This window comes from Nonomuraea rosea, from assembly GCF_039539705.1.
Classification (GTDB): domain Bacteria; phylum Actinomycetota; class Actinomycetes; order Streptosporangiales; family Streptosporangiaceae; genus Nonomuraea; species Nonomuraea rosea.
In genome coordinates, this window is record NZ_BAABDQ010000003.1 from 496,913 (window position 1) to 521,149 (window position 24,237).

Consider the following 24,237-nt stretch of genomic DNA (forward strand, 5'->3'; position numbering starts at 1 on the left):
GAGCTGGGAGGATTTGGCGTCTGCGGCTCTGGTGGGCACCGACCGCAGGCCGTACCAAGGGGATCTGCTCGCCGACGCGGCCGTCGAGGTGGCGCGACGGCGAGCCGGCCGCCGACCGGGCAAGACCGGCCCGCCGGAGTCCGCACCCGGAGAGCCGCGGACGGCGTCCGAAGCGCCGGCGTCCGAGGAAGCCCAGCTCGGCGGCTCCGCCGACGGCGAGGAGCAGGCCGGTCGGCCCGCGCCCGCTGAGGAGCAGGCGGCGGTGGGGCGGCGGGCGGCTGAGCGGCTGGTGCGGATCATCGGCGGCGACCACGAGCGGCTGCTGCCCGAGTGGCTGGCCGCCGCGGCCGCGACGGGCCGCAGGGTGCCCGCCTACGTGCTGCCCGAGCTGCTGGAGAAGGGCAGGCGCGACCGCTCGATCAGGGTGCATCTCGGCGTGCTGGCCGGCCGCCGCGGCAGGTGGCTGGCCGCGCTCGGCCCCGGCTGGGACTACCTGCTGGAGGAGCCCACGGGCGAGACGTGGGAGCTGGGCGGCGCCGCCGACCGGCTCGCCCACCTCCGGGCGCTCAGGGCGGCCGACCCGGCGCGGGCCAGGCGGCTGCTGGAGAGCACCTGGGAGGGGGAGACGCCCGACGACCGGGCCGAGTTCGTCGAGGTGCTGGCCGGCGGGCTGAGCATGGAAGACGAGCCGTTCCTGGAAGAGGCGCTCGACGACCGCCGCAGGGAGGTGCGCCAGGCCGCCGCGAACCTGCTCACCCGGCTTCCCGGCTCGCGCATGTCCCAGCGGATGGCCGGGCGGGTGAGCGCGTGCGTGACCGTCACCCGCCAGACCATCGCCGTCGACCCGCCCAAGGAGTGCGACAAGGCGATGGAACGCGACGGCATCCGCCTGAAACCGCCCAGAGGCATCGGCGAACGGGCCTGGTGGCTGCAGCAGGTGATCGCCCGCGCCCCGCTGGCGATCTGGGGCGGGCCGCCCGCCGCGCTGCTCAAGCTGAAGATCCCCGACTGGGACGCCGAGGTGAAGGCCGCCTGGGTGCGTGCCGCCGTGCTGCAGAAGGACCCGGAGTGGGCGCGGGCGATGTTCGGGTGGGACCCGATCGCGGACCTCCTGGAGTCGCTGCCGCCGGAAGAGCAGCAGGAACTCGCCGCCGATTTCGTGAAAAAGCATGACCTGGACAGTCAGTTGATCATGGTGTTGGGCGGCGTCTCGTCCCACTGGCGCGAGGGCCTGGCCACGGCCGTCCTGCGCAAGATCGTGAAGGTGGCCACCACGCAGCCCTGGAACCTCGGCGAGCTGGTCAAGCTGGCGGGCGAGCGCATCGATCCGGCCCTGTTCCTCCTGGCCGAGAGCTATTCGCCCGTGGAGTCCATCCAGCAGGTCGCCGCCCTGCTGCGTTTCCGTGCAGACATGTACAAGGAGCTCGTCTCATGACCGTTTTGCGACCGCACGCCGAAGACCAGTACGCCGAGGAGCTGGCCGTCCTGGCCAAGGACGACGACCGGCCGAGACCGCCGGGCTGGAAGCTGTCGCCGTGGGCCGTGACCACGTACATCCTGGGCGACGGCGACCGCATCAGCCCCAAATACGTGGGCGCGCGCCGCATCGTCGAGGTCGCCGTCGCCACGCTGGCCACCGACCGCGCGCTGCTGCTGCTCGGCGTGCCCGGCACCGCCAAGACGTGGCTGTCGGAGCACCTGGCGGCCGGCATCAGCGGCGATTCGACGCTGCTCGTGCAGGGCACGGCCGGCACCGCGGAAGAGGCCATCAGGTACGGCTGGAACTACGCCAGGCTGCTGGCCGAGGGGCCGTCCATGGAGGCGATGACCCCGTCGCCGGTGATGCGCGCCATGGCCGAGGGCCGCATCGCCCGCGTCGAGGAGCTGACCCGCATGCCGTCCGACGTACAGGACGCGCTGATCACCGTCCTGTCGGAGAAGACCCTGCCGATCCCGGAGCTCAACCGCGAGGTCCAGGCCGAGCGCGGGTTCAACGTGATCGCCACGGCCAACGACCGCGACAGGGGCGTCAACGAGCTGTCCAGCGCGCTGCGCCGCCGCTTCAACACGGTCGTGCTGCCGGTCCCGGCCACCGCCGAGGAGGAGGTGGACATCGTCTCCCGCCGCGTCACCCAGCTCGGCCGCTCGCTGGCGCTGCCCGAGACGACGACGGGGCTGGCGGAGATCCAGCGGGTGGTCACGGTGTTCCGCGAGCTGCGCGCGGGCGTCACCGAGGACGGGCGTACCAAGGTCAAGTCGCCCAGCGGCACCCTGTCCACGGCCGAGGCGATCTCGGTGCTCACCAGCGGCATCGCGCTGGCCGCCCACTTCGGCGACGGGGTGCTCCGCCCGGCCGACGTGGCCGCCGGGATCGTCGGCGCGGTGGTGCAGGAGCCGGTCTCCGATCGGGTGGTGTGGCGCGAATACCTGGAGACCGTGGTCCGCGAGCGCAAGGACTGGCGAGACTTCTACCGCGCGTGCCGAGAGGTCTCATGAGCGACACCCAGGAGAGCGGCAGCGCAGCGGGCCCGGTACAGGGCGGCGTCGCGACGGGTCCGGGGCGGGATGACGTCGCGACGGGTCCGGGGCGGGATGACGTCGCGACGGGTCCGGGGCAGGGTGGCGGTGCGACGGGTCCGGGGCGGGGTGGCGGTGCGGATGTGTTCGTCCTGGGCGTGCGGCATCACGGGCCGGGGTCCGCGCGGGCCGTCGTGGCGGAGCTGAACCGCCTGCGGCCCGATGCCCTGCTCATCGAAGGCCCGCCGGAGGCCGACGCCCTCGTCGCGCTCGCGCCAGAGCTGGAGCCGCCGGTCGCGCTGCTGGCCCACGTGCCGGGGCAGCCGTCCCGCGCCGCCTTCTGGCCGTTCGCCGAGTTCTCGCCGGAATGGCAGGCCATCCTGTACGGCGCCGCCGCCGGCATCCCCGTACGCTTCTGCGACCTGCCCGCGGCCCATTCGCTGGCCGGCGACCGCGACGACGAGGCTCCCGCCCCGGGAAGCGCCCCCGCCGATGAGGCTCCCGGCCCGGGGGCGGCCCCCGCGGAGGCGAGGTCCGGGCTGCACGGCGATCCCATCGGCGCGCTGGCCGCCGCGGCCGGATACGACGATCCCGAACGCTGGTGGGAGGACGTCGTCGAGCACCGGGGCGACACGCCCTTCGAGGTGATCGCCGAGGCCATGGCCGCCGTACGCGAGGGCTACGAGCCGGACGAGCGGGAGGCCAGGCGCGAGGCGCACATGCGCAAGACCCTGCGCGCGGCCCTGAAAGCGGGATTCACGAGGATCGCGGTGATCTGCGGCGCCTGGCACGTCCCCGCGCTGACCGGGCCGCTTCCGCCGGCCACGGCCGACAACGCGCTCCTGCGCGGTCTGCCCAAGGTGAAGGCCGAGCTGACGTGGGTGCCGTGGACGTACGGGCGGCTGGCTTCCTGGAGCGGCTACGGCGCGGGGATCACCTCACCCGGCTGGTACCACCACTTGTTCGGCGCGCCTGACCGGCCCGTGGAGCGGTGGCTGGCCGCGGCCGCCGCGGTGCTGCGCGACGAAGGGCTGCCCGTCTCGTCCGCGCACGTCATCGAGTCCGTACGCCTGGCCGAGAGCCTGGCGACGCTCCGCGGCCGGCCGCTGGCCGGGCTCGGGGAGGTCACCGAGGCGGCCAGGGCCGTGCTGTGCGAGGGCGACGACCTGGCCGTCGAGCTGATCCAGCGGCGCATGGTCGTGAGCGACCGGCTCGGGCACGTCACCGACGGCACGCCGATGGTGCCGCTCCAGCGGGACCTGCGCGAGCAGCAGCGGCGGCTGAAGCTCAAGCCCGAGGCGCTCGACCGCGAGATCGACCTCGACCTGCGCAAGCCGCTCGACCTCGACCGCAGCCACCTGCTGCACCGGCTGCGGCTGCTCGGCGTCGGCTGGGGGGCGCTGGGGGAGTCGCGGGGCAAGGGGACGTTCAGGGAGCCGTGGACGCTGCAGTGGCGGCCCGAGCACGACCTCGCGCTCATCGAGCACGCCGCCCTGGGCACCACCGTGCTCTCGGCCGCCGCGCAGCGGGCCAGGGACCAGGCGGGGGCCGAGTCGGCGGCGCTGGCGGACCTGACCGCGCTCGTGGAGCTGTGCCTGCTGGCCGAGCTGCCCGAGGCGCTGCCCGAGGTGCTGGCGGCGCTGTCGGCCAAGGCGGCACTCGACACCGACGTGACGCATCTGATGGCCGCGCTGCCGGCGATGGTGCGCGCGCATCGGTACGGCGACGTCCGCGGCACCTCGGCCGACGGGCTGGCGGTGATCGTGCGGTCGATGCTGGAACGGATCTGCGTCGGCCTCCCGGTGGCCGTGACGGGGCTGGACGACGACGCTGCGGCGGACCTGCTGAAACACGTGGACGGTGTGCACACGGCGGTCGCACTCCTCGGCGACGCCGCGCCGCCCAGTAGTGAGACGGACGCCGGCGGTGGGTCGCCGCGGAGCCGGTGGCTGGTGACCCTGCGCGGTGTCAGCGACCGCCAGGACCTGCACGGGCTCATCGAAGGCCGCCTGACCAGGATCCTGCTCGACTCCGGTGAGCTCCAGGACGCGGGTGACCGCATGTCCAGGGCCATGTCCAGAGGGCAGACCCCGGCCAGGGCGGCGGCGTGGGTCGAGGGGTTCCTGTCCGGGGGCGGGCTGCTGCTGGTGCACGACCCGCGCCTGCTCGCCCTCGTCGACGGCTGGCTCACCGGGCTGTCCGGCGACCAGTTCACCGACGTGCTGCCGCTGCTGCGCAGGACGTTCGGCGGCTTCGCCGTACCGGAGCGGAGGGCGGTCGGGGAGCGGCTGCGCTCGGCCGGGCGCGGACAGGCGGAAGCGGAGCAGGACGTGGACGAGCGGCGCGCGGCCGCGGCCGTCGCCACCGTGCTGGCGATCATCGGGAGGGACGGCGGATGAGCGGGCAGGACGAGCGGATGCGCAGGTGGCGGCTGGTGCTGGGCGGAGGTGACGCCGACGGCACCGGGTGCGGCCTGGAGGGTGTGGACGCTCAGATGGACGCGGCCCTCGCGGCCGTGTACGACGACCGCGACGGCAGGCAGGGCGGCCTCGGCGCGTCGGCCCCTCGGGTGGCCCGCTGGCTGGGCGATATCCGGACGTACTTCCCGACCACGGTCGTCCAGGTCATGCAGAAGGACGCCATCGAGAAGCTGAACCTCACCAGGCTGCTGCTGGAGCCCGAGATGCTCGAGGCGGTGGAGCCCGACGTGCACCTGGTCGGCACCCTGCTCGCGCTCAACAAGGTCATGCCCGACCAGGCCCGCGAGTCGGCCAGGGCGCTGGTGCGCAAGGTGGTGCGGGAGCTGGAGCGCAGGCTCGCCCAGAAGACGAGGGCGGCCGTGACCGGGGCGCTCGACCGCTCGGCGCGGACGCATCGGCCCAAGCGGGTCGCGGACATCGACTGGAACCGGACGATCAGCGTCAACCTCAAGAACTATCTGCCGGAGAAGAACACGATCGTCCCCTCGCGGCTGGTCGGCTACGCGCGCAGGCAGCGTTCGGTGCAGCGTGAGGTCGTGCTGTGCATCGACCAGAGCGGGTCGATGGCGGCCTCGGTGGTCTATTCGAGCGTGTTCGGGGCGGTGCTGGCGTCGATGCGGTCGCTCAAGACGTCGCTCGTCGTGTTCGACACGTCGGTGGTGGATCTCACCGATCAGCTCCACGATCCGGTCGAGCTGCTGTTCGGGACCCAGCTCGGCGGCGGCACCGACATCAACCGGGCCATCGCCTACAGCCAGGGCCTGATCAGCCGTCCGGCGAACTCGATCTTCATCCTGATCAGCGACCTCTACGAGGGCGGTGTCAGGCAGGAGATGCTGCGCAGGGTGGCCGCGATGACGGAGGCCGGCGTCCAGGTGGTCGTGCTGCTCGCGCTGTCGGACGAGGGCGCGCCGTTCTACGACCACGAGAACGCCACCGCGCTGGCCGCGATGGGCGTGCCGGCGTTCGCCTGCACCCCGGATGCCTTCCCCGACCTGATGGCGGCCGCCATCGAGCGCCGCGACCTCGCCCAGTGGGCCGAGCGGCACGTCGGCACAGGAGCGTAGGGGGTGCGGGGTGTCATCCACCAGGGGAGCCCCGGGTGGATGACACCCCGCCCCACTCACCAGGACTTGCCGGCCTGCTCCCGGATCGTGCGGTTGATCCGGTTGAAGAAGTTGGTCAGCGCGATGTTCAGAATGATCGCGGACAACTGCTTCTCGTCGAAGTGCGCCGCGGCGGCGTCCCAGATCTCGTCGGTCACGCCCGGCGCGCCGTCCTGGATCCGGGTGGCCGACTCGGTCAGCGCGAGCGCCGCCCGCTCCTCCTCGGTGAAGAACGGCGTCTCGCGCCACGCGACCACGTTGTGCAGCCGCTCGTCGGTCTCGCCCTGCTTCTTCGCCGACTCGACCCCGGCGAAGACGCACGGGCTGCAGCCGTTGATCTGGCTGGCCCGCAGGTGGACCAGCCCGAGTACGCGGGGGTCGACGCCGCCGGCGTACATCGCCTTGTAGAGGCCCTGGATCGCCGTCATCACATCGGCGTTCGCCGCGCTCTTCATACGTGCTTCCATCGTTCTTGCTCCTTCATGGGTGGCTATTCGGTTACCTGCGCCCTTCCGGGCTCGTCATCACCCATGACGGAGCGGATCTGAGGAAGGTAACAACATGCCAGACGCCAGCCCGACGAACCTGGTGACCGAGATGTTCGAGGCGCAGCGCGACCGGTTGCGCGCGGTCGCCTACCGGATGCTCGGATCGCACGCCGACGCCGAGGACGTGGTCCAGGAGGCCTGGCTGCGGCTCTCCCGCCAGGACACGGCGACCATCCACAACCTCGCCGGCTGGCTGACCACCGTGGTCGGCCGGATCAGCCTCGACGTCCTGCGCTCGCGCCAGGCCCGCCCCGAGGCGTCCTACGACGACCGGCTGCCCGAGCTCGTCGTGACGGTCGACGACAGTCTCGCGCCGGAGGACGACGTGGCGCTCGCCGACTCGGTCGGGCTCGCGCTCCTCGTCGTCCTGGAGTCGCTCAGGCCGAGCGAGCGGCTGGCGTTCGTGCTGCACGACCTGTTCGCGGTGCCGTTCGACGAGATCGGCCAGATCCTCGGCAAGTCCGCCGACGCCGCCAAGATGCTGGCCAGCCGCGCCCGCAGGAAGGTGCAGGCGACCGAGCGGCCGGCGGCCGCCCGGCGGGAGCAGCGCGAGGTGGTCCAGGCCTTCCTGGCCGCCGCTCGCCGGGGCGACTTCGAGGGGTTGCTGCGCGTGCTCGACCCCGAGGTGAAGCTGACCGTCGACACCGCCGACGGTGTGATCGTCGCCCTCGGGGCCACCAAGGTCGCCTCCGGCGCGGCCACGCGCGTCGCGGGCGGCACGGCCGCGCGCGGGCTCGCGGTGCTCGTCAACGGCCTTCCGGGGTTCGTCTCCTGGCGCGAGGACGGCACTCCGTTCTCGCTCATGTCCTTCACCATCGCCGGCGACCGGATCGCCGGCATCGCGGTCGTGATCGACCCGGCCCGGCTCGCGTCGATGGACCTTCCGGAGCCGGAGTGAGCCGGCCGATATTGCCTGCCGCCCGGAGCGGCCGCGAGGGTGCGGGGCGGGCGGTCAGTGGGCGGCCTGTTCGGGACGGGCCCTGCGCGGCAGCAGGTACGACAGCCCGAACGTCAGCGCCAGCAGCCCCACCTCCACCCAGATCGTGACCTGCATCGCCGAGCCGAAGTCCCACTCCTTCGCGAGCAGGTTGAAGAAGATCGTGCCCAGGACCGCGGTGCCGAGCGCGCCGCCGAGCTGCTGGACCCCGGTCAGCGTCCCCGAGGCGGAGCCGGACTCGTGCGGCTCGACCCCGGCCAGCACGATGTCGAAGAACGGCGCCATGGTCAGCCCCATCCCGATGCCGACGAGGCCGAGGCCGGGAGCGAGCTGCCAGGCGCTGACGTCGAGGCCGGCCGCGTGGATGGTCAGGGCGAGTACGGCCGCACCCGCCGCCATGACCAGGGTGCCGATCTGCAGCAGGCCGCGCCCCAGCTTCTCCTGCAGGCCGGACATCGCCAGGCCGAAGCCGACCACGCCGCCCAGGGCCTGCGGGAGCCCGGCGAGGCCCGCCTGGAGCGGGGTGAAGCCGAGGCCGCTCTGGGTGTAGAGGTTGAAGACCAGGCCGAAGCCCATCATCCCGGAGAAGAACGCCAGCCCGGCCACCATCCCGCCGGTGAACGCGCGCTTGCGGAACAGGCTGGGCGTGACCAGCGGGTCCAGGCCGGCGTTGGCCCGGCGCGACTCGTAGCGGCCGAACACGACGAACATCACGATCGAGGCCGCCATCGACACGAACGTCCACACCGGCCAGCCCTGCTCCTGGCCCTGGATGAGTGGGAAGACCAGCAGGAACGCGGCGGCCGAGACGAGGACGGTGCCGAGGAGGTCGAGCCTGGTGGCGTTCGAGAGGCGGTATTCGGGCAGGAAGCGGATCGCGGCCAGCACGGCGGCCAGGCCGATCGGCAGGTTGATCAGGAAGATCATGCGCCAGCCCGTACCGAAGAAGTCGGCGTCGACCAGCCAGCCGGCCAGCACGGGACCGCCGACGGACGAGATGGTCATGACCGGGCCGAACATGCCGAACGCCTTGCCCAGCTCCTGCGGCGGGAACATCTCCTTGATCAGCCCTAGGCCCTGCGGGATCATCACCGCGCCGAACAGGCCCTGCAGCACGCGGCTGGCGATCAGCATCTCGGGGCTGCCCGCGACCCCGCAGAGCAACGAGGCGGCGGTGAAACCGGCGGCGCCGATCACGAACATCCGCTTCCTGCCGTAAAGGTCGCCGAGCCGCCCGCCGGTGATCAGGCCGACGGCCATGGCCAGGGTGTAGCCGGCGCCGAGCCACTGCACGAGGCTGTCGGAGCCGCCCAGCTCCTTCCGGATGGTGACGGCGGCGATCGAGGTCACGAGGGCGTCGAGCAGGTCCATGACCTCGGCGGCCAGGATCACGAACAGGGCGACCCAGCGCCAGCGGTAGGGCTGGACGCCGGTGGCCGCCGTCGAGGCGGTGACTGTCATGGGGACTCCTTCAGAGAAACGGTGTTCTATTCGACGAACGGTGTTCGTTACGAACACTGTTTTAAGGGCGAACAGTGTTCGTGTCAAGTACAGTGTTCGTATGGTGGATCGCAAGGAAGGCGCCGATGCGGTGCCCACGCCTGAGCCCGTGCAGCCTGTGCCCGCACCCCCGTGGCGCAGGCCGCGCAAGTCGGCGCAGGTCAAGCGGCAGCTCAGCCAGGACCTGATCGTCGAGACCGGGATGCGGGTGCTCGACGCCGAGGGGCTCGACGCGCTGAGCATGAGACGCGTCGCTCAGGAGCTCGACACGGGACCCGCCTCGCTCTACGCGCACGTGGCCAACAAGGACGAGCTGCTGGAGCTGATCTACGATCGCGTGCTCGGCGAGATCGAGCTGCCCGAGCCCGATCCGAGCCGCTGGAAGGAGCAGGTGCGGGCGTACGGCGTCGAGGTGCACCGGGTGCTCGCCGCCCACGCCGACGTGGCGCGCGCGGCGCTGGCCAACATTCCCTCGGGGCCCAACTCGCTGCGCATCGGCGAGTTCGTCTTCGGGTTGATGATCGACTCGGGGATGACGCCGAGGCAGGCGTCCCTGTCGATGGACCGGCTCTCGCTCTACGTCGTCGGCGACGCGTACGAGGGCTCCCTGCACTACGCGCGGATGCGCGCGGCCGGGCACCGGAGCAAGGAGGAGTATTTCGAGACGTTCTCCGGGCAGATCTCCGGCTACTACCGCGCGCTGCCGCAGGAGCGGTTCCCGCACCTGGCGAGGTTCGTGGACGACCTGATCGCCGACGACGGCGAAACGCGCTTCCACTACGGCCTGGACCTGCTCCTCGACGGCATGGAGGCGCGCATGGCGGAGCAGGGGGCTGAGCCGGGCGGCGTGCCCTCAGCCGTCCCTAGGGCGCCCTAGGGCCAATTGCCTAGGACCCGCGCCCGATGTGCTGACCAGGGGTTTCGTCATAGCTTTCCGGTATGACAACGACTGTTGAAGTACCTGCGGCCGCCCCGGCCGGCGTGCTCTCCCCCCGGTACCGGGCGCTCAGCGTGGGACTGGTCGCGCTCGTCATGCTGGTCGCGTTCGAGGCGATGGCGGTGGCCACGGCGATGCCCGTCGTGGCCCGCGATCTGGGCGGCATGCCCCTGTACAACCTGGCCTTCAGCGCCACGCTGGCGGCCAGCGTGATCGCGACGGTGCTGGGCGGGCGATGGAGTGACGTGCGGGGCCCGTTGCAGCCGATCGCGGTGGGTGTGGTGGGTTTCGTGGCCGGATTGCTGCTGGCCGGGTTCGCGCCGACGATGGAGGTGTTCATCGCGGGCCGGTTCGTGCAGGGGCTCGGGGCGGGGTTGATCCAGGTCGCGCTTTATGTGCTGGTCGCCCGGGTCTACCCCGGCGCGATGCATCCCAAGGTGTTCGCGCTGTTCTCGGCCGCCTGGGTGGTGCCGTCCATGATCGGCCCGGCGATCGCCGGTTTCGTGGTCGAGAACGCCGACTGGCGGTGGATCTTCCACGGTGTCTCCTTGATCGTCATCCCGTCGGCACTGCTGCTCTGGCGCGGCACCGCCGGCCAGGCCCTGGAGAACGGCAGCGCCGAGCCCGCACCCGGCCTGGGCCGCAAGCTCGCCTGGGCCACGGTGACCGCCGTCGCCGCCGCCCTCATCCAGTACGGCAGCGCGCTGAAGCTGGCCGGGCTGCCGCTGCTCATCGCCGGTGTCGTCCTGCTGGCCGTGGCGCTGCCCAGGCTGCTGCTGCCCGGCTCGCTCAGGGCCGCCCGCGGCCTGCCGACCGCGCCCGTGCTGCGCGGCCTGGCCTACGGCTCGCTGATGGCGGCCGAGGTGCTCATCCCCCTCATGCTCATGAACGAGCGCGGCCTGAGCGCCACCGGGGCGGGCATCGTCCTGACGATCGGCGCGCTCGGCTGGTCCACCGGCTCCTGGATCAAGGGCCGCGGCACGATCAGCCACCTGACCGCCATCCGCGGCGGTGCCGCCATGATCGCCATCGGCATCGCGCTCGTCTCCCTGGTGCTGATCGACTCCATGCCGATCGCGGTCGCGTACGTGGCCATGGCCATCTCCGGGCTCGGCATCGGCGCGCTGCACCCGACGGTGTCCGTCCTGGTGCTGGAGATGTCCAAGGAGGGCGAGGAAGGCCAGAACAGCGCGGCCGTGGGCGTGGGCGAATCGGTGTTCACCGTGGTGGCCGTCGCGGTCAGCGGCGCCCTGTTCACCGCCACGGCGGAGAACTACGCGGTGGGTCTCGGCTTCACCGTCGTGCTGGCCGTGGTGGCCGTACTGCTGGCCCCGCGTTTTGCCCAATCAGCGAAGACAGGCACTATGGAAGGAGCCGCGTCATAAAAGGGGGATAAATGCCGCGAGTGCGCGAGCTTGAGGTTTTCCGACTGGTCCTGCCATCTGGCAGGAGGTCGGAGAGCCTCCTCGTCAAGCTCACCGACCATGGCGGCATGACCGGCTGGGGCGAGACCATCTCACCCCAGCCGAAGACCTGGTCCAGACTGGAGGAGACGCTGGCCGCCCTGCTGATCGGCGTCGACTGGGAGCATCCTGACACGGTGCCGAGCGGCGACCCGGCGGTGGACATGGCCTGCTGGGACCTGTGGACCAGGATGCGCGGCGTGCCGCTCGCCGAGGCGATCGGGGGCACCCGCACCTCGCTGGTGGCCACGGTCCGGCTCTCGCCCGACCCGTCGATCGAAAGCCTCGTGTCCCGGGTCAACCAGCAGGTCTGCGCCGGTTACGGGCACGTGACGCTGGACGTGCGGCCCGGCTGGGACGTCGAGCCCGTACGCGCGGTGCGGCAGGCGTACCCGGCGCTGACCCTGGCCGTCGACTGCGGCAACGCCTACTCCGACCTCGGCCAGCTCGTCGCGCTCGACGCCTACGGCCTGGAGGTCATCGAGCGACCGTTCGCCGTGGGCGACGTCTACGCGCACGCCTCGCTCCAGGACCAGGTCACCGCCTCGGTCGCGGTCGAGCCCGGCTCCACCGCCGAGCTGGACGACTACCTCACGCTGCGCGCCGCCAAGGTCCTGCTGCTGCGCCCGTCCGCCTTCCCCGCGCTGTCGGAGGTCCGGCGCGCGCACGACCGGGCCGCGGCGGCGGGCTGGGACATCCAGTGCGCGGGCGGCCAGGGCGCGGGCCTGGCCAGGGCCGCCACCGTCGCGGTGGCCAGCCTGCCGGGGTGCACGCTGCCGTGCGACGTGACGCAGCCGCCGAAACAGAACCAGATCGTCACCCCGATCGTGGGCGCGAACGCCGGCGTCATCGCCGTCCCGCTGACCCAGTCGGGGCTCGGCCACACCATCGACGAGGAACGGGTGCGACGGCTGTCGAAGGAGTCGTTTCATGCGTAGAGTGCCTTCCTGATCAAGGGAGGTAGGCGTGCGCCTGACCCGGTGGAGCGTGTTACGCCTGCAGCTCTCCAAAGCCCGCTCCGATCTCGTGCCGAAGGGCGCGATGGTGTTCGCGGGGGCCGTGGCGATCGCGGCCGTGGCCGCTGGTCTGCTGCTGGCCGGCGACGCCTACCTGAGCTTCGAGGCCGTGCTGATCGTGGCCGCCGCGGCGGGGCTGGCCGTGCTGGCGCTCGTGGCGAACTGGTGGCCGACGCGGAACGGCGCCTACCCGGAGATCGAGCTGGACGCGCATCCGCGGCTCGCGGCCCTGGTGACCGCCGCGGCGCGGCTGGCCGGCTTCGACACGCTGCCCATAGTGCGTGTGTCGCACCGGGCCTCGCTGGCCGCCTGGCCAGGGCGGTTCGGCCGCCCGCTGCTGGTGCTCGGGCTGCCGCTGCTCATCGGGCTGAGCGAGCGGGACCTGCACGCGCTCGTCGTGCGGGAGATGCTGAGCGCCAAGCGGTGGCGCCGGCACGAGAACCAGGCCGTGCACGTGCTGCTGTACCACTATGACGAGCCCTCGCTGAGAGAGGCGTGCCGCCCGCTGCGGCAGGCGCTCTGGGCCGAGGCCCGCTCCCTCGTCGGCGGCGAGCGTCTGAGGGACGCCTCGCGGGCCGAGATGTACGTGCGGGGCGCCTTCGGCTGGCACCTGACCCGCTACGTGTCCGCGTTCGCGCACCGTGGCGGTGCCTCGGATCTCTACGAGAGCTTTCGCCGGCAGCTCCAGGACGACGACCTCGACCTGCTGACCCGCACCTCCCGGCGTACCGAGGAACTGCTGGTGCTCGCTCCGGAGGAGGAAGATCTCTTCGGCACCGAGCCCTGGAGTGTCGCCGGGCAGGAGCCGGGGATGGCGCTGCGCCTGCCCGGCGCGCTCGAACGGCGGCTCGCGAAGGTGACCAGCCACGGGCTGGTCGACCAGGGCGGGTTCTGGATCGCCATGCGGCCGTACCGGCTGGACGAGATCCCGCCGGAGGAGTGGCGCGTCGTCGGGGAGTGGTGGCGCGGCCTCGTCATCGAGGCCGCCGCGAACCTGCTGGGCCGGCCCGCCACCGACCTGGACGTCGTCGAGCTGGTGGCCGGCGGGCGCGCCGATGAGGTGGTGTGGGCGCATCGGGCCCAGTCCTGCCCGCACCCGACGCCCGGGGTGTGCGCGCTCGTCCCGCTGTTCGACGTGGCGCTGCGCCGCAAGGGGTATGTGCACGAACACGTGTTCGCTCAGCGCGTGCTCGCCGGGCCGCTGGGGGACCGGGTGGACGTGGTAGAACTGGCGGCGGCGGCCGAGCGCGGCGAGCCGTACGGGATTCTGCTGGGGGTGCCGATGACGGGGAGAGATCCGGACGAGGACGCGATCAGGCTGGCCGCCGAGTCGCTGGCGCAGGGCGACGCGACCGGCTGGTTCGAGCGGCTCTACGCCGAGTCGGCGACCGGTGACGCGATCGTCCCGTGGGACTCGCGCTCCCCGCACTTCCTGCTGGCCGACTGGGGCGTCCCCGGTCGGGGGCGGGCGCTGGTCGTGGGGGCCGGGCTGGGCGACGACGCCGAGTTCGTGGCGGGGCTCGGCTACGACACGGTCGCGTTCGACGTGAGCGAGTCGGCGGTACGGCTCGCCCAGGAGCGCTTCCCCGGGAGCGAGGTGCGCTACGAGGTCGCCGACCTGCTCGATCCGCCCGCCGGGTGGCGGCGGGCGTTCGACCTCGTGATCGAGGTCATGACCGTGCAGGCGCTGCCGGAGCCGCTGCACGCGCGGGCCATTGCCAGGGTCGCGGAGTTCGTCGGGCCGGGCGGCACGCTGCTGGTGATCGCGTCCGGGCGGGAGGAGAGCGGGCCGGTGTTCGCGCCGCCGTGGCCGCTGACGCCGTCGGAGATCGAGGCGTTCGCGGCGGACGGGCTGCAGATCGTGAAGGTCGAGGACCTGCGCGACGGCGAGCGGCACCGCTGGCGCGCCGTCTTCCACCGGCTCCCGTGATCGGGTCTCAGCGCACGACCTGGTTGAAGAAATACTCGCAGGCGTGGCTCTCGGTCTTGAACCGCTTCAGCGCCCAGCTGCCGCGTTCGCAGTAGAAGACCAGCCACGTCCGCCCCACCCTTCTGAGACACCAGGCGAAGTCCGCCGTCGGCTCGAGGATGCGGTAACGGTCCCGGGAGACCGGGCACTTCGCGAGCGCGGTCCGTAACTCCTGGACGTTCACGGCGTCCTCCTCTGCCGGCGGCGTCTGTCGGAGGAAGTACGCGGCCTGGGCGGAGCCGGGTTCAACCGGTGCGTGAAAACGACCGGAGGGCGCTCAGAGCGGCAGCGCGCTGTAGTTCAGCGCGCCCGTGAGGATGTCGGCCAGGTTGTAGAAGCGGTGACTGCCCTCGATGACAGCGTCGCGGACGTTGTGCACGCGGTCGAGCGCGCCTCCCGTGGGGTCGCTCGCGGGAGGCGCGGGGATGGCGACGGGGATGTGGGCGACGGCCGGTGCGAGGGCGGTGACCAGGGCGGCGGTGGCGAGCAGGTGAGCACGGCGCATGCGGACCTCCTGAGGCGCGTGGCGGGACGACTCCGTTCAGGAGATCACGATGCGCCGCGCCGCGGTCGTGCCGCCACAGGGGCAAGGCGGGTTCTTTACCCGAAGGTCCATAGAAAGCCTCGGCCTTCAGACCGGGGATGAATGTGGTCCCCGAAGGGGATGGTCCGCCGGAGGCGGGGCATCCCGGAGCGCGTAGCGGGGACCCTGAAGCGGGTCAGGTGGCGGCGCGGCGACTTCAACGCCCAGGCCGCGCATCGTCTGACCCGCGACTACGGCGTGGTGGTCCTCGAAGACCTGCAGACGGCGAACATGACCAGCGCTGCGCGGCCGAGACCTGACCCCGGCCGCCCTGGCGCGTTCCTGCGCAACGGGCGGGCCGCGAAGTCCGGTCTGAACAAGGCGATCCTGGACAAGGGCTGGTACGGGTTGGAGATCGCGTTGCGGTCCAAGGCTCGCTGCACCGGGACGGTCATCGCGAGCGTTCCGGCCCCGTACACCTCACAGACCTGCCCGGCACCGGCCTGCGGGGTGGTGGATGGGAAGAGCCGCGAAAGCCAAGCGCTCTTCTCCTGCACCACCTGCGGGCATACCGAGCACGCCGACATCGTCGGGGGCCAGGAACACGCTGGCGAGATATCAGGCGGCCGGGCCGGCCGTCTCAGGGCGTGGAGACCCATCCGGGTCTGTGAAGCGTCAAGCACCCCGTTCCACAGCACGGGCCGCGTCAGCGGCGCGAACTGCCGCGTGAGCGGCACGGGAATCTCCGTCCTTCACCTCACGGCGGAGAGCAAGTCAACGACTGCCCGCGTAGCCGGTAGGTGCGGCCGCCAGGGCGTCGGCGGCGCGGGCTGCGCGGGCGGCGACCGAGGGGATGCCCGAGGTGATGAACGGCCCGCCGCCGGCCAGGTCTCCGACCACGTGCACGCGCGGGTCGGCGGGGACGAGGCCGCCCGACGGGTGCAGGGTCGCGAGCCCGGCGGCCAGGAGGGATGTGACCAGCGGCTCGGCGGCGCTGGGCACGGACTGGGGCGGCGGGTTCACGGCGTTGATGACGACGTCCGCGGTGGTGGTGGTGTCTTCGGCGGCGGTGGCCGCGTTCAGGTTGCTGTCGTGGCGGACCCGGAACCCGTTCGCGACCGCCTCGATCTTGTGGACGCCCGCGACCACGCTGAGCTGCCCGGAGTCGAACAGCCGCAGCAGCACGGCGGCGTTCACCGGCACCATCGGCGAGGCGACGCTGGTGGCCAGGCGGAAGTGGCGGCGCAGCCGTTCGCGGTCGGCCTCGGGCAGCAGCCGCCACGCGTACGGGCCGACGACGTGCACGCCCTCCCGCAGCGCCTGCCGCCCGATCGCGGGGTCGCCGACGGCGGCCAGTTGCCGCCGCAACCGCTCCACGGGCGGCTCGGACCCCGCCCCCAGCAGCTCCGCCGTGAAGTGCGCGAAGTCCTCGCCCGCCGCCTCCAGCTCGGCCCGGACCAGCCCGGCGAGGTCGTCGAGGGTGACGACGCCGTGCGCCCGGCTCAGCGCCTCGACCCGCTCGGCGGTCACGTGCCGCCGCTGGTGGCTGAGCGGACGCTGCCAGACGGCGGGCAGCAGGCCGCTCCGCGACACCAGCGCGATCCGCCCGGCATGGCCGCGCGCGGCGAGCGACACGACCGCGTCCACGGCCGTCAGCCCGCTGCCGAGCACCGCGACGTCGGCCCCGTCCGGGACCTGGCCGAGCGTGTCCGCCAGCGGATACGGATCACCGATGAACCCGGGGGCTCCGCTCAGGCCATAGTGGTCCTGGGGCGTGCCGCCGCCCACGCACAGCACCACCTGATCGGCCGGATGATCGTGGCCGTCCTCGGTGCGCACTGCCAGCCCGGAGCGGGCCACCGCGACGACCCGCGCGGCGACGACCCGTGTCCGCCACCCTCGCCGGCGCAATACCGCCAAGGCGGCCTCGGCGGTGTCCGCCAGGTACGCGCCGAAAAGGGCGCGCGGCACGAGCGGCTGGCCCAGCAGGTCGTCCAGGTGCGCGGCGGCACGTTCACCGCCCAGCCACGAGGCGTAGTGCCCGGCGTCCGAGTGACGGATCGACATGATGGCGGGCGGGGCGTTGACCAGCACGCTGTCCAGGTCCGGCCCGTACGGGCGGCCCCGCCACAGGTGCGCGGACGGCTCGAACACGGTGACCTCCCCGCCCTCCGCCACCCCCACGGCCAGCGCGTCCAGCAGGCCGACCGCGGCGGCACCGGCTCCGACGATCGCGATACGCATGATGTTCTCCCTCTTCGTCCGGAAAGGCCGTTCCGAGCCTCGCGGTCGCCGGAGCCACACTCCATCCCCCGAGCGCGGCCGGTCGCCCGCGGAATGACCCCCTCAAACGAGGGGTTGGCGAAGGAAGGGAGAACAGGAAAGCTGACCCCGGAAGACACCCCGCGCCAGGAGGCTCGATGACGCACCCGCACCGCCACGCCGAGATCGTGTCGGCTGCCGAGCGGGCGGGCGACGCGCTGGAGCTCTTCACCCGCGCCTCGGCCGGGTTGCGGCGGCTGATGCCGTTCGACGCCGCCGTGTGGTCGGCGACCGACCCGGAGACGGGCCTGGTCACCGCGCCCATGCTGGTGCAGAACCTCGGCACGGCCGAAGACTGCGCCGCCTACTGGGAGAGCGAGCTCCTGGAGGAGAACGTCCTGCCGTTCCGCGACCTGGCCCGCGCCGCCGTACCGGTTGCCGGGCTGCGCGCGGCCACCGGCGACCTGCCGGCGCGCAGCGCCCGCTTCCGCCGCCTGCTCGACGGCCAGGGCGTGGACGACGAGCTGCGGGCCGTGCTGCGGATCGGGGGCCGGCCGTGGGGATCGGTGAGCCTGTTCCGGATGCGGGGCGGCCCCGCGTTCGGCCCGGACGAGATCGCGCTGCTCGCCGGCCTGTCAGGGCCGCTCGCCGACCGGCTGCGCCGCTTCGCCGGTCCCGGTGGAGCGGACGGCGAGCGTGGCGGGTCCGCACCCGGCCTGTTGCTGTTCGACGAGCACGGGGAGGCCACCTCGATCAACGAGGAGGCGCGGCGGTATCTCGCGCTGCTGCCGGACGGGCCGTCCACGCCGTCGGCGCTCGGGCCGAGGCTGCCCATCTGGCTGATCGGCACGGCGTTGCAGGCGCGGGCCATCGCCGCGGGCCGCGACCGCGGCAGCGCCCGCATCCGGCTGCGAACCGCCGGCGGCTGGTGGCTGACCTGCCGCGCCTCATGCCTGACCGGTCCAGGGGGACGGCCGGGCCCGGTCGTGCTCGTCATCGAGCCCGCCGCGCCCGCCGACCTGGCGGTCATGGTCGCCGAGGCGTACGGTCTGACGCCGCGCGAGTTCGAGGTCGCTCAGCTCGTGGCGCGCGGCCTGCCCACCGCCGAGATCGCCACGGCCCTGTTCATCTCCCCGCACACCGTCCGCGGCCACCTCAAGGCCGTCTTCGGCAAGGCGGGGATCTCCAGCCGGGGCGAGCTCGTCGCCCGGCTGTTCGCCGAGCGCTGAGGTCATGGTCGCCTGAGCGGTTCGACCCGCTTCAGAATCACCGCGTACGTGAACGCGCCCAGCAGCGCCACCCCCGAGATCACCATCAGGGGAATGGTGAACGACGACGTCCGGTCCACCAGGACGCCGATCATGATGGGGCTGACGATGCCGGCGAAGTTCGAGGCGAAGTTCTGGATGCCGCCGATCGAGGCCACGTGGCGGTCGGCCGGGGCGACGTCGGCGGGCAGGGACCAGATGTTGGCGGCGGCGAACGTCGAGCCCGCGTACGCGATCGACAGCAGCGCCAGGGCCATCCACGCGTCGGGCACCCACACCGCCAGCCCGATCACCGTCGAGACCAGGAACCCGCCCGAGATGAACAGCTTCCTGACCCGCGTCACCGAGTCGCCGCGCGAGATGCGCCGGTCGGCCAGCCATCCGCCGAGCCATTCGCCGCCGATCGCCACCAGCCCGGGAATCGCCCCGAACAGGCCCAGCTTGAGCAGGCTGAACTCCCGTTCCTCCACCAGGTAGGTCGGGAAGAAGGTGAGGAAGAAGTAGACGACCATGTTGAGGCAGAAGAAGCCCAGCATCATCGCCCAGATGGTGCGATAGCGAAACAGGTCCCGCCACCGGATCTTGGCCGTGTCCTCGTCGTCGTCGCCCTCCCAGCGCGCCCCGCCCTCGCGCAGGTAGGTCAGCTCCTCCTCGGTGATCTTCGGGTGGTCCTGCGGATCCCGGTAGGTCCGCCACCATCCGAACGCCCACAGCAGCCCGATCACCCCGATGACCGCGAACGTCCACCGCCAGCCCAGCCCCGCGATCAGCGCCGTCACCACGGGCAGCGCGATGACGCCTCCCACGCGTGAGCCGGAGTCCCAGATCCCGGTGGCCAGCGCCCGCTCGTGCCGCGGGAACCAGCGCGCCACGACCTTGGCGCTGGTCGTGGCGGCCGGGCTTTCGCCGATGCCCAGCAGCAGCCGTACGCCGAACAGCGAGGCGAAGCTGCTCGCCAGCGCCGTCAGCGAGGTGAACAACGACCACCACACGGCGGCGAACGTGAACGTCCTGCGCGGCCCGTACCTGTCCACGAACCAGCCGGCGGCGAGCTGGAAGAAGTCGTACGACCAGAAGAACGCCGCCAGGATCATCCCCTCCTCGGTCTTGGAGAGGTTGAAGGTCTCGCCCATGAACGGCAGGGCGACGCCGAGACTGGCGCGGTCCAGGTAGTTGATGACGAGTCCGGCGAAAACAAAGCTGATCATGTACCAGCGCAGCCGGCCGCGTACGGTGCTCCGGAGGGTTGTGGCCATCGCGATCCTCAGTACTATTTCCTATTGGATATTTCGGACATGTTGCCTAGAGTTCACTACATCCGTCAAGACCCGTCATATCGATCAGTTGGAGCGTGAGCGTGGCAGGGGACCTGGAGAACCGCCTGAAAGGGCGCGTGCAGGCGGCCCGGCGCAGCGTCCTGACCGAGGACGTCTACGAGCGGGTCAAGGGCCTGATCATGAACGGTGACCTGGAGGCGGGCGCCCGCGTCAACATCTACGCCGTCGCCCGGCTCCTGGAGGTCTCCCAGACGCCGGTGCGCGAGGTGCTGTCGGCACTGGAGTCGGAGGGCCTGCTGACCAAGGAGGCGCTGCGCGGCTACTCGGTCGCCCCCGTGCTGACCTCCGGCGAGGTCGCCGACCTCTACCAGCTCCGGCTGCTCCTGGAGCCGTGGGCGGCGGCGCGCGCGGCCGAACGGGTGACACCCGCCGCCGCTGAACGGCTGCGCGCCGAGCTGGCCGGCGTCCCGCAGGCGCCCCAGGGCACGCGGTACGAGGACTACCACGGCATCGCGGCTCACGACGCGCGATTCCACGACCTGATCGCCGAGCTGTCCGGGAGCCAGGCGTTGCGCGAATCGCTCCGGCGTACGCACTGCCACCTGCACCTGTTCCGCATCGAGTACGAGGGCCGGCGCAGCGGCGAGCCCACGCTGGCCGAACACGCCCGCATCGCCGAGGCCGTCGCCACGGGCGGCGCGCAGGAGTCCGAGGCGGCGATGCGGGCCCACCTCACCGCGGCTCGCGACCGTTTCCTCCGGATTGGAACCACATGACAAAGATCATCAGCGCCGAGACCCACCTGATCGACATCCCCGTGGAGACCGTCAGGACGGACGCCGTGCAGGCGTTCCTCAAACAGGAAACGATCTTCGTGCACCTCGCCACGGACGACGGGCTGGAGGGGATCGGGTACTCGTACACGATCGGCACGGGCGGCCGGGCCGTCCTGTCCATGCTCCGCGACCACCTCCTGCCCGCGCTGCCGGGCCGGGACGCGCGGGAGATCGAGGCGATCTGGCGCGACCTGTTCGCCGCCACCCGCGCCACCACGGTGGGCGCGATCACCTCACTCGCGCTGGCCGCCGTGGACACCGCCCTGTGGGACCTGCGCTGCCTGCGCGCGGACGAGCCGCTCTGGCGGCTCGCGGGCGGGTTCCGGCAAAACGTCCCCGTGTACGACACCGAGGGCGGCTGGCTGCACCTGTCCACCGAGGACCTCGTCCAGGGCGCGCTCGCGGCGCGGGAGGCCGGGCTGGGCGGCGTCAAGATCAAGATCGGCCGCCCCCGGGCCGAGGAGGACGCGGAACGCATCGCCGCCGTCCGCGCCGCCGTGGGACCCGGCCTCGACATCATGGTGGACGCCAACCAGTCGATGACGTACGCCGAGGCCCGGCGCCGGGCGCACGCGCTGGAGCCGTACGGGGTGTACTTCTTCGAGGAGCCGCTGCCCGCCGACGACGTGCAGGGGCACCGGGAGCTGGCCCGTTCGACGTCGATCCCGGTGGCGGTGGGGGAGTCGATGTACTCGGTGGGACAGTTCCGCGACTACCTGGCGCGCGGTGCGGCCTCGGTCGTGCAGGCGGACGTGGCCAGGGTGGGCGGGATCACGCCATGGCTGAAGGTGGCGCACCTGGCGGAGGCGTTCAACGTGATCGTGTGCCCGCACTTCCTCATGGAGCTGCACGTCAGCTTGGTGGCGGCCGTTCCGGCGGGGGCGTACGTGGAGCACATCCCGCAGCTGAGGGCGATCACGCGGGCGGAGCTCCCGATCGAGAACGGTCACGCGATCGCGCCCGATGTGCCGGGGCTGGGGATCGCATGGGACCGGGACGCCATGGACACGCTCCGGGTCGCTTAGCCCTCACCGACCGGGCATCTGCGTCGGAAAAGCACCCACCGGTGGCGTGGTTACCCGGTGGGCCTGTTCAGCCCGCCCCGAGCGGACCTCCCTCCGCGCGACGGGGCTCGGGCTGTCCTGTGTGGGGGACACCCCCACACCCCCGAACCGGGTGCCTCCGGCCCCCCGAGCGTTGCCGTCCGTGATCCTTTGGCGCTCCCCTTTCGTGTCGGCACCTGGCGTCCCGGTCAACTCGGAGCATGGGCACGCGAAGGGGAAGGCCAGAGCCCCGACCCCAGCCCTGGGAAGGGATACCTGGGGGACCTACACCCCGGAGGTGGGAGAACCAGCGGATGACACCTCAACCGGGGCTGATCGTGCGCGAGGCCCCCCAGCCGAAGGCCGAATCGGGGAAGACGGCCTTTCCGGACGGGATGGCCAGGGACCTCGCTCCTGGGGGGCTCCAGGTGGGTTACCCCCGGCCGCCGCCCCCTCCGAAGGCGAACCGGGGGTAGCTCATGAGACTCCGTCCAGGGCCTTGTTCTTGGCCTCCTCAACGGTGCCTGCGGCCCAGATCCACGGGCCATGCCCCAGGCCGACCGCAGCGGGCCTGAGCCCGTCAAAGCGCTCAGCCGCTGCGGCCTTCTGGAACTGTACGTACGCCTCCGCCGTGGTGCAGAGAACCGCAGTCCCACCGGCCGACGACTCAACCTCGATGTAGACGTAGTCGCCATCCCGCTTTGGGTGCAGGCAGTCACGCCTGATGGCGTGCAGGAGGTTCAGCCACGAGCGGGCGTCCATGGTGAGGAGATCTTCAGTGTCCGAAAGATCACACATCTGAACCATGGTGGACCTGCCGACTCGGCGAACGGCCAGTGCGGAATCGAGGCGGGATTGGGCTGCGGGCTTTGTCATCGGGGTCTCCGTGATGCGGCTCTGTCCGGGTACGTGCTCCGACGCTAGGACCAGCGCATCCGCAACCTCAACGAACATGCACGGACTTGCACGCTGATTTCAGCGCAGTGCGTTCATGGCATTGGCGATGAGAACCCGAGCAGCTTCGCCATGTACAGCGACTGCGGCCAGGTCGTTGAACGCCTTGACGTACAGGCTGATCTCGCGCGGCTGGGTGATGTTCACCGCCGCACCGACCAGCTCAACCACGACCATCCGGTCACCATAGATGGAGAAGGTCTCGGTCGGCCGATAGGAGCTGCGGACAGCTCCGAACGGGATGATCCCCAGCGATAGCGGAGCACGCCGAGTAGCCGCCAGAAGATGCCGGAGCTGCTGCCTGATCACTTCATTGTCGGCGAAGCGGTCGCGGAGAACCGTCTCCTCGATCACCATGGCGCAACGTCTGGAGCCGTCATTCAGGAGCTCTTGCCTGGCCAGGCGAGCCTGGACAGCTTCGTCGATGTCGGCGGCGGCCCCCTCATGGAACGCGTTGAAGCCCTCCATGAGGGACCGCATGTACGCCGCCGTCTGGACTGGCCAAGGCAGAACGTGGTTGCAGTAGATCCGGTAGAACTGCGTCCCCTCATAGACGTCAAGCCGGAGCTTCTGCATGCGGGTCTGGCTGCGCTGGACCCGGCGCCATTCCAAGTAGGCGGACTCCGCGTTGCGGCTGGCCGCGATGAGATTGGGGATCTCCTCGGGCACACCACAGATCGCGCACCAGGTGCGGATGTCCTCATCCGATGGAGGAGTGCGGGCGTGGACGAGACGTGAGCACTTGGTCTCATCCCAGCCGGCATGTCGAGCCAGCGCCCGAGCGGTCAAGCCTGAGTCGCGCAGAATCTCCCGGAGCCGATCTGCGATGGCCTGACGCGCTTGCCGGGCGCTGGAGGACGGCGAAGTTGTCACTCGCGGTGGTGAACGGGTCTAGGCGGGTCGGTACTCCGCATGTTCGATCGCCCGCCTCCACACGGCCTCGAAGGCGTTGGAGCACAGCTCAGCCTCGAAGGCGTCCTCACTCAGCTCGAAGCCTGTGGGCTCCCCGTCTCCGCTCTGGAAGATCCAGCCCACCAAGTTGTCGTCGAACTGCCAGAAGTCGCAGCCTGGCAGGGGCAGGTCCTTCGCCTGTGGCCGGGGAAGCCAGCGAACCTGCTCCCCTCCGGCCAGGTTGGAGAAGGGAGTGACCGCATGCTCGTACCGGATGTAGTCACTCACCGGTTCGGAGATCACTCGGGCGCGGCGGAAGGCCACTCCCCGCGCGACGTTCTCCTGAATCAGGCGAGTCCATGGAAGCCAGTAGTCGTCCAGCTTGGAGATCTCTTCCACGGAGGAGCCCTTCATCCAGGCTTGGTAGCCGGGGCTCCCGGTGCCGTAGTTGTCACGCAACTCCAGGTGCGTGACCGAGCGCGTCGCCTTCGCGAAGAGATCAGCCAAAGTGTGGATCATGGCCACCGCATGCCTCCCAAAGCGCCTTCTTCAGCTCGGCCGGTACGCGAAACGCTCGCTCGTGGGGCTCGATGTGACTCACCGCTCGAATCTGGGTGAGCACATCTGGGTCATCCACCGGCCAGCCTACGATGACGAGGCTGCCGTCAGCGTCGTCCCCGTGCACCGACGGACAACTGCTGTTGTCGCTG

The 24,237-nt window shown here is 71.4% G+C and carries 21 protein-coding genes and 2 pseudogenes; 13 read left to right on the top strand and 10 right to left on the bottom strand.

The genetic code is table 11. From position 1 onward, the window contains the following. The first annotated feature begins 13 nt into the window (after window positions 1–13). Genes ABEA43_RS09800 through ABEA43_RS09815 form a run of 4 tightly spaced genes read left to right on the top strand, consistent with a single transcriptional unit; the run spans window position 14 to window position 6,064 of the window. The gene (locus ABEA43_RS09800; RefSeq protein ID WP_345560430.1) at window positions 14–1,435 is read left to right on the top strand and encodes a DUF5691 domain-containing protein; all 1,422 of its coding nucleotides are present in this window, start codon (window positions 14–16) and stop codon (window positions 1,433–1,435) included. After that, the gene (locus tag ABEA43_RS09805; protein WP_345560433.1) at window positions 1,432–2,496 is read left to right on the top strand and encodes an ATP-binding protein; all 1,065 of its coding nucleotides are present in this window, start codon (window positions 1,432–1,434) and stop codon (window positions 2,494–2,496) included. Before ABEA43_RS09800 ends, ABEA43_RS09805 begins: the two co-directional genes overlap by 4 nt. Continuing rightward, window positions 2,493–4,916: a DUF5682 family protein gene (locus ABEA43_RS09810; protein WP_345560435.1), complete on the top strand. Its 2,424-nt coding sequence runs from the start codon at window positions 2,493–2,495 to the stop codon at window positions 4,914–4,916. The genes ABEA43_RS09805 and ABEA43_RS09810 overlap by 4 nt, the downstream gene beginning before the upstream one ends. After that, window positions 4,913–6,064, top strand: coding sequence for a VWA domain-containing protein (locus ABEA43_RS09815; RefSeq protein WP_345560436.1), 1,152 nt, complete (start codon window positions 4,913–4,915; stop codon window positions 6,062–6,064). Before ABEA43_RS09810 ends, ABEA43_RS09815 begins: the two co-directional genes overlap by 4 nt. 56 nt (window positions 6,065–6,120) lie before the next feature. Here the strand turns inward: ABEA43_RS09815 and ABEA43_RS09820 are convergent, their stop codons facing one another. After that, window positions 6,121–6,570 carry a carboxymuconolactone decarboxylase family protein gene (locus ABEA43_RS09820; protein ID WP_345560438.1) on the bottom strand — a complete coding sequence of 150 codons (450 nt, stop codon included), beginning with the start codon at window positions 6,568–6,570 and terminating at the stop codon, window positions 6,121–6,123. 94 nt (window positions 6,571–6,664) lie between these two features. On the opposite strand from ABEA43_RS09820, the gene ABEA43_RS09825 reads away from it, so the two are divergent. After that, complete coding sequence (locus tag ABEA43_RS09825; RefSeq protein WP_345560440.1) at window positions 6,665–7,549, top strand: sigma-70 family RNA polymerase sigma factor; 885 nt, start codon at window positions 6,665–6,667, stop codon at window positions 7,547–7,549. A 54-nt stretch (window positions 7,550–7,603) separates the two neighbouring features. On the opposite strand, the gene ABEA43_RS09830 is transcribed toward ABEA43_RS09825, so the two are convergent. Next, window positions 7,604–9,049 carry a DHA2 family efflux MFS transporter permease subunit gene (locus ABEA43_RS09830; RefSeq protein ID WP_345560442.1) on the bottom strand — a complete coding sequence of 482 codons (1,446 nt, stop codon included), beginning with the start codon at window positions 9,047–9,049 and terminating at the stop codon, window positions 7,604–7,606. Window positions 9,050–9,149: 100 nt separating this feature from the next. Here ABEA43_RS09830 and ABEA43_RS09835 point away from each other — a divergent pair, with 100 nt between their 5' ends. From ABEA43_RS09835 to ABEA43_RS09850, 4 genes are all read left to right on the top strand, one after another. Further along, the gene (locus ABEA43_RS09835) at window positions 9,150–9,965 is read left to right on the top strand and encodes a TetR/AcrR family transcriptional regulator (protein ID WP_345560443.1); all 816 of its coding nucleotides are present in this window, start codon (window positions 9,150–9,152) and stop codon (window positions 9,963–9,965) included. A 62-nt stretch (window positions 9,966–10,027) separates the two neighbouring features. Further along, the gene (locus ABEA43_RS09840; RefSeq protein WP_345560444.1) at window positions 10,028–11,410 is read left to right on the top strand and encodes an MFS transporter; all 1,383 of its coding nucleotides are present in this window, start codon (window positions 10,028–10,030) and stop codon (window positions 11,408–11,410) included. A gap of 107 nt (window positions 11,411–11,517) precedes the next feature. Next, window positions 11,518–12,426 (top strand): enolase C-terminal domain-like protein, encoded by a 909-nt coding sequence (locus ABEA43_RS09845; RefSeq protein WP_345560445.1) that lies wholly within the window; start codon window positions 11,518–11,520, stop codon window positions 12,424–12,426. A gap of 28 nt (window positions 12,427–12,454) precedes the next feature. Next, window positions 12,455–14,434: a class I SAM-dependent methyltransferase gene (locus ABEA43_RS09850; RefSeq protein WP_345560447.1), complete on the top strand. Its 1,980-nt coding sequence runs from the start codon at window positions 12,455–12,457 to the stop codon at window positions 14,432–14,434. A gap of 7 nt (window positions 14,435–14,441) precedes the next feature. Here ABEA43_RS09850 and ABEA43_RS09855 read toward each other — a convergent pair whose 3' ends face one another. Continuing rightward, on the bottom strand, window positions 14,442–14,657 hold the full coding sequence (locus ABEA43_RS09855; protein WP_345560449.1) for a hypothetical protein: 216 nt from the start codon (window positions 14,655–14,657) through the stop codon (window positions 14,442–14,444). A 93-nt stretch (window positions 14,658–14,750) separates the two neighbouring features. Continuing rightward, on the bottom strand, window positions 14,751–14,978 hold the full coding sequence (locus ABEA43_RS09860; protein ID WP_345560451.1) for a hypothetical protein: 228 nt from the start codon (window positions 14,976–14,978) through the stop codon (window positions 14,751–14,753). Between the two features lie 309 nt (window positions 14,979–15,287). Between ABEA43_RS09860 and ABEA43_RS68140 the strand changes: the two are divergent. Further along, window positions 15,288–15,530 (top strand): annotated as a pseudogene (locus ABEA43_RS68140) (RNA-guided endonuclease InsQ/TnpB family protein); the annotation flags it as partial. Between the two features lie 240 nt (window positions 15,531–15,770). Here ABEA43_RS68140 and ABEA43_RS09865 read toward each other — a convergent pair. Further along, entirely contained in the window at window positions 15,771–17,240 is a 1,470-nt protein-coding gene (locus ABEA43_RS09865; protein WP_345560453.1) for an FAD/NAD(P)-binding protein, read from the bottom strand. A 176-nt stretch (window positions 17,241–17,416) separates the two neighbouring features. Here ABEA43_RS09865 and ABEA43_RS09870 point away from each other — a divergent pair, with 176 nt between their 5' ends. After that, a complete protein-coding gene (locus ABEA43_RS09870) occupies window positions 17,417–18,487 on the top strand; it encodes a helix-turn-helix transcriptional regulator (RefSeq protein WP_345560454.1) in 1,071 nt (356 codons plus the stop codon). 2 nt (window positions 18,488–18,489) lie between these two features. Here ABEA43_RS09870 and ABEA43_RS09875 read toward each other — a convergent pair whose 3' ends face one another. Beyond that, window positions 18,490–19,782, bottom strand: a complete 1,293-nt coding sequence (locus ABEA43_RS09875) for an MFS transporter (RefSeq protein ID WP_345560455.1) — start codon at window positions 19,780–19,782, stop codon at window positions 18,490–18,492. 95 nt (window positions 19,783–19,877) lie between these two features. Here ABEA43_RS09875 and ABEA43_RS09880 point away from each other — a divergent pair, with 95 nt between their 5' ends. Next, the gene (locus ABEA43_RS09880; RefSeq protein WP_345560456.1) at window positions 19,878–20,579 is read left to right on the top strand and encodes a GntR family transcriptional regulator; all 702 of its coding nucleotides are present in this window, start codon (window positions 19,878–19,880) and stop codon (window positions 20,577–20,579) included. Next, entirely contained in the window at window positions 20,576–21,664 is a 1,089-nt protein-coding gene (locus ABEA43_RS09885; RefSeq protein ID WP_345560457.1) for a mandelate racemase/muconate lactonizing enzyme family protein, read from the top strand. The genes ABEA43_RS09880 and ABEA43_RS09885 overlap by 4 nt, the downstream gene beginning before the upstream one ends. A 495-nt stretch (window positions 21,665–22,159) precedes the next feature. Here ABEA43_RS09885 and ABEA43_RS09890 read toward each other — a convergent pair whose 3' ends face one another. From ABEA43_RS09890 to ABEA43_RS09900, 4 genes and pseudogenes are all read right to left on the bottom strand, one after another. After that, window positions 22,160–22,558, bottom strand: a complete 399-nt coding sequence (locus ABEA43_RS09890) for a hypothetical protein (RefSeq protein WP_345560458.1) — start codon at window positions 22,556–22,558, stop codon at window positions 22,160–22,162. 99 nt (window positions 22,559–22,657) lie between these two features. Further along, the gene (locus ABEA43_RS09895; RefSeq protein ID WP_345560460.1) at window positions 22,658–23,305 is read right to left on the bottom strand and encodes a DUF5753 domain-containing protein; all 648 of its coding nucleotides are present in this window, start codon (window positions 23,303–23,305) and stop codon (window positions 22,658–22,660) included. Next, a pseudogene (locus ABEA43_RS68145) lies at window positions 23,306–23,509 on the bottom strand (helix-turn-helix domain-containing protein); the annotation flags it as partial. An 18-nt stretch (window positions 23,510–23,527) separates the two neighbouring features. Next, on the bottom strand, window positions 23,528–24,046 hold the full coding sequence (locus tag ABEA43_RS09900) for a DUF6879 family protein (protein WP_345560803.1): 519 nt from the start codon (window positions 24,044–24,046) through the stop codon (window positions 23,528–23,530). Window positions 24,047–24,237 lie beyond the last annotated feature (191 nt).

Coding starts and splice junctions, on each gene's coding strand:
- ABEA43_RS09805 (WP_345560433.1), top strand. CDS start 1,432: ATGACCGTTTTGCGACCGCACGCCGAAGACCAGTACGCCGAGGAGCTG.
- ABEA43_RS09830 (WP_345560442.1), bottom strand. CDS start 9,049: ATGACAGTCACCGCCTCGACGGCGGCCACCGGCGTCCAGCCCTACCGC.
- ABEA43_RS09875 (WP_345560455.1), bottom strand. CDS start 19,782: ATGGCCACAACCCTCCGGAGCACCGTACGCGGCCGGCTGCGCTGGTAC.
- ABEA43_RS09820 (WP_345560438.1), bottom strand. CDS start 6,570: ATGGAAGCACGTATGAAGAGCGCGGCGAACGCCGATGTGATGACGGCG.
- ABEA43_RS09835 (WP_345560443.1), top strand. CDS start 9,150: ATGGTGGATCGCAAGGAAGGCGCCGATGCGGTGCCCACGCCTGAGCCC.
- ABEA43_RS09885 (WP_345560457.1), top strand. CDS start 20,576: ATGACAAAGATCATCAGCGCCGAGACCCACCTGATCGACATCCCCGTG.
- ABEA43_RS09810 (WP_345560435.1), top strand. CDS start 2,493: ATGAGCGACACCCAGGAGAGCGGCAGCGCAGCGGGCCCGGTACAGGGC.
- ABEA43_RS09845 (WP_345560445.1), top strand. CDS start 11,518: ATGACCGGCTGGGGCGAGACCATCTCACCCCAGCCGAAGACCTGGTCC.
- ABEA43_RS09900 (WP_345560803.1), bottom strand. CDS start 24,046: ATGATCCACACTTTGGCTGATCTCTTCGCGAAGGCGACGCGCTCGGTC.
- ABEA43_RS09870 (WP_345560454.1), top strand. CDS start 17,417: ATGACGCACCCGCACCGCCACGCCGAGATCGTGTCGGCTGCCGAGCGG.
- ABEA43_RS09825 (WP_345560440.1), top strand. CDS start 6,665: ATGCCAGACGCCAGCCCGACGAACCTGGTGACCGAGATGTTCGAGGCG.
- ABEA43_RS09865 (WP_345560453.1), bottom strand. CDS start 17,240: ATGCGTATCGCGATCGTCGGAGCCGGTGCCGCCGCGGTCGGCCTGCTG.
- ABEA43_RS09840 (WP_345560444.1), top strand. CDS start 10,028: ATGACAACGACTGTTGAAGTACCTGCGGCCGCCCCGGCCGGCGTGCTC.
- ABEA43_RS09815 (WP_345560436.1), top strand. CDS start 4,913: ATGAGCGGGCAGGACGAGCGGATGCGCAGGTGGCGGCTGGTGCTGGGC.
- ABEA43_RS09890 (WP_345560458.1), bottom strand. CDS start 22,558: ATGACAAAGCCCGCAGCCCAATCCCGCCTCGATTCCGCACTGGCCGTT.
- ABEA43_RS09860 (WP_345560451.1), bottom strand. CDS start 14,978: ATGCGCCGTGCTCACCTGCTCGCCACCGCCGCCCTGGTCACCGCCCTC.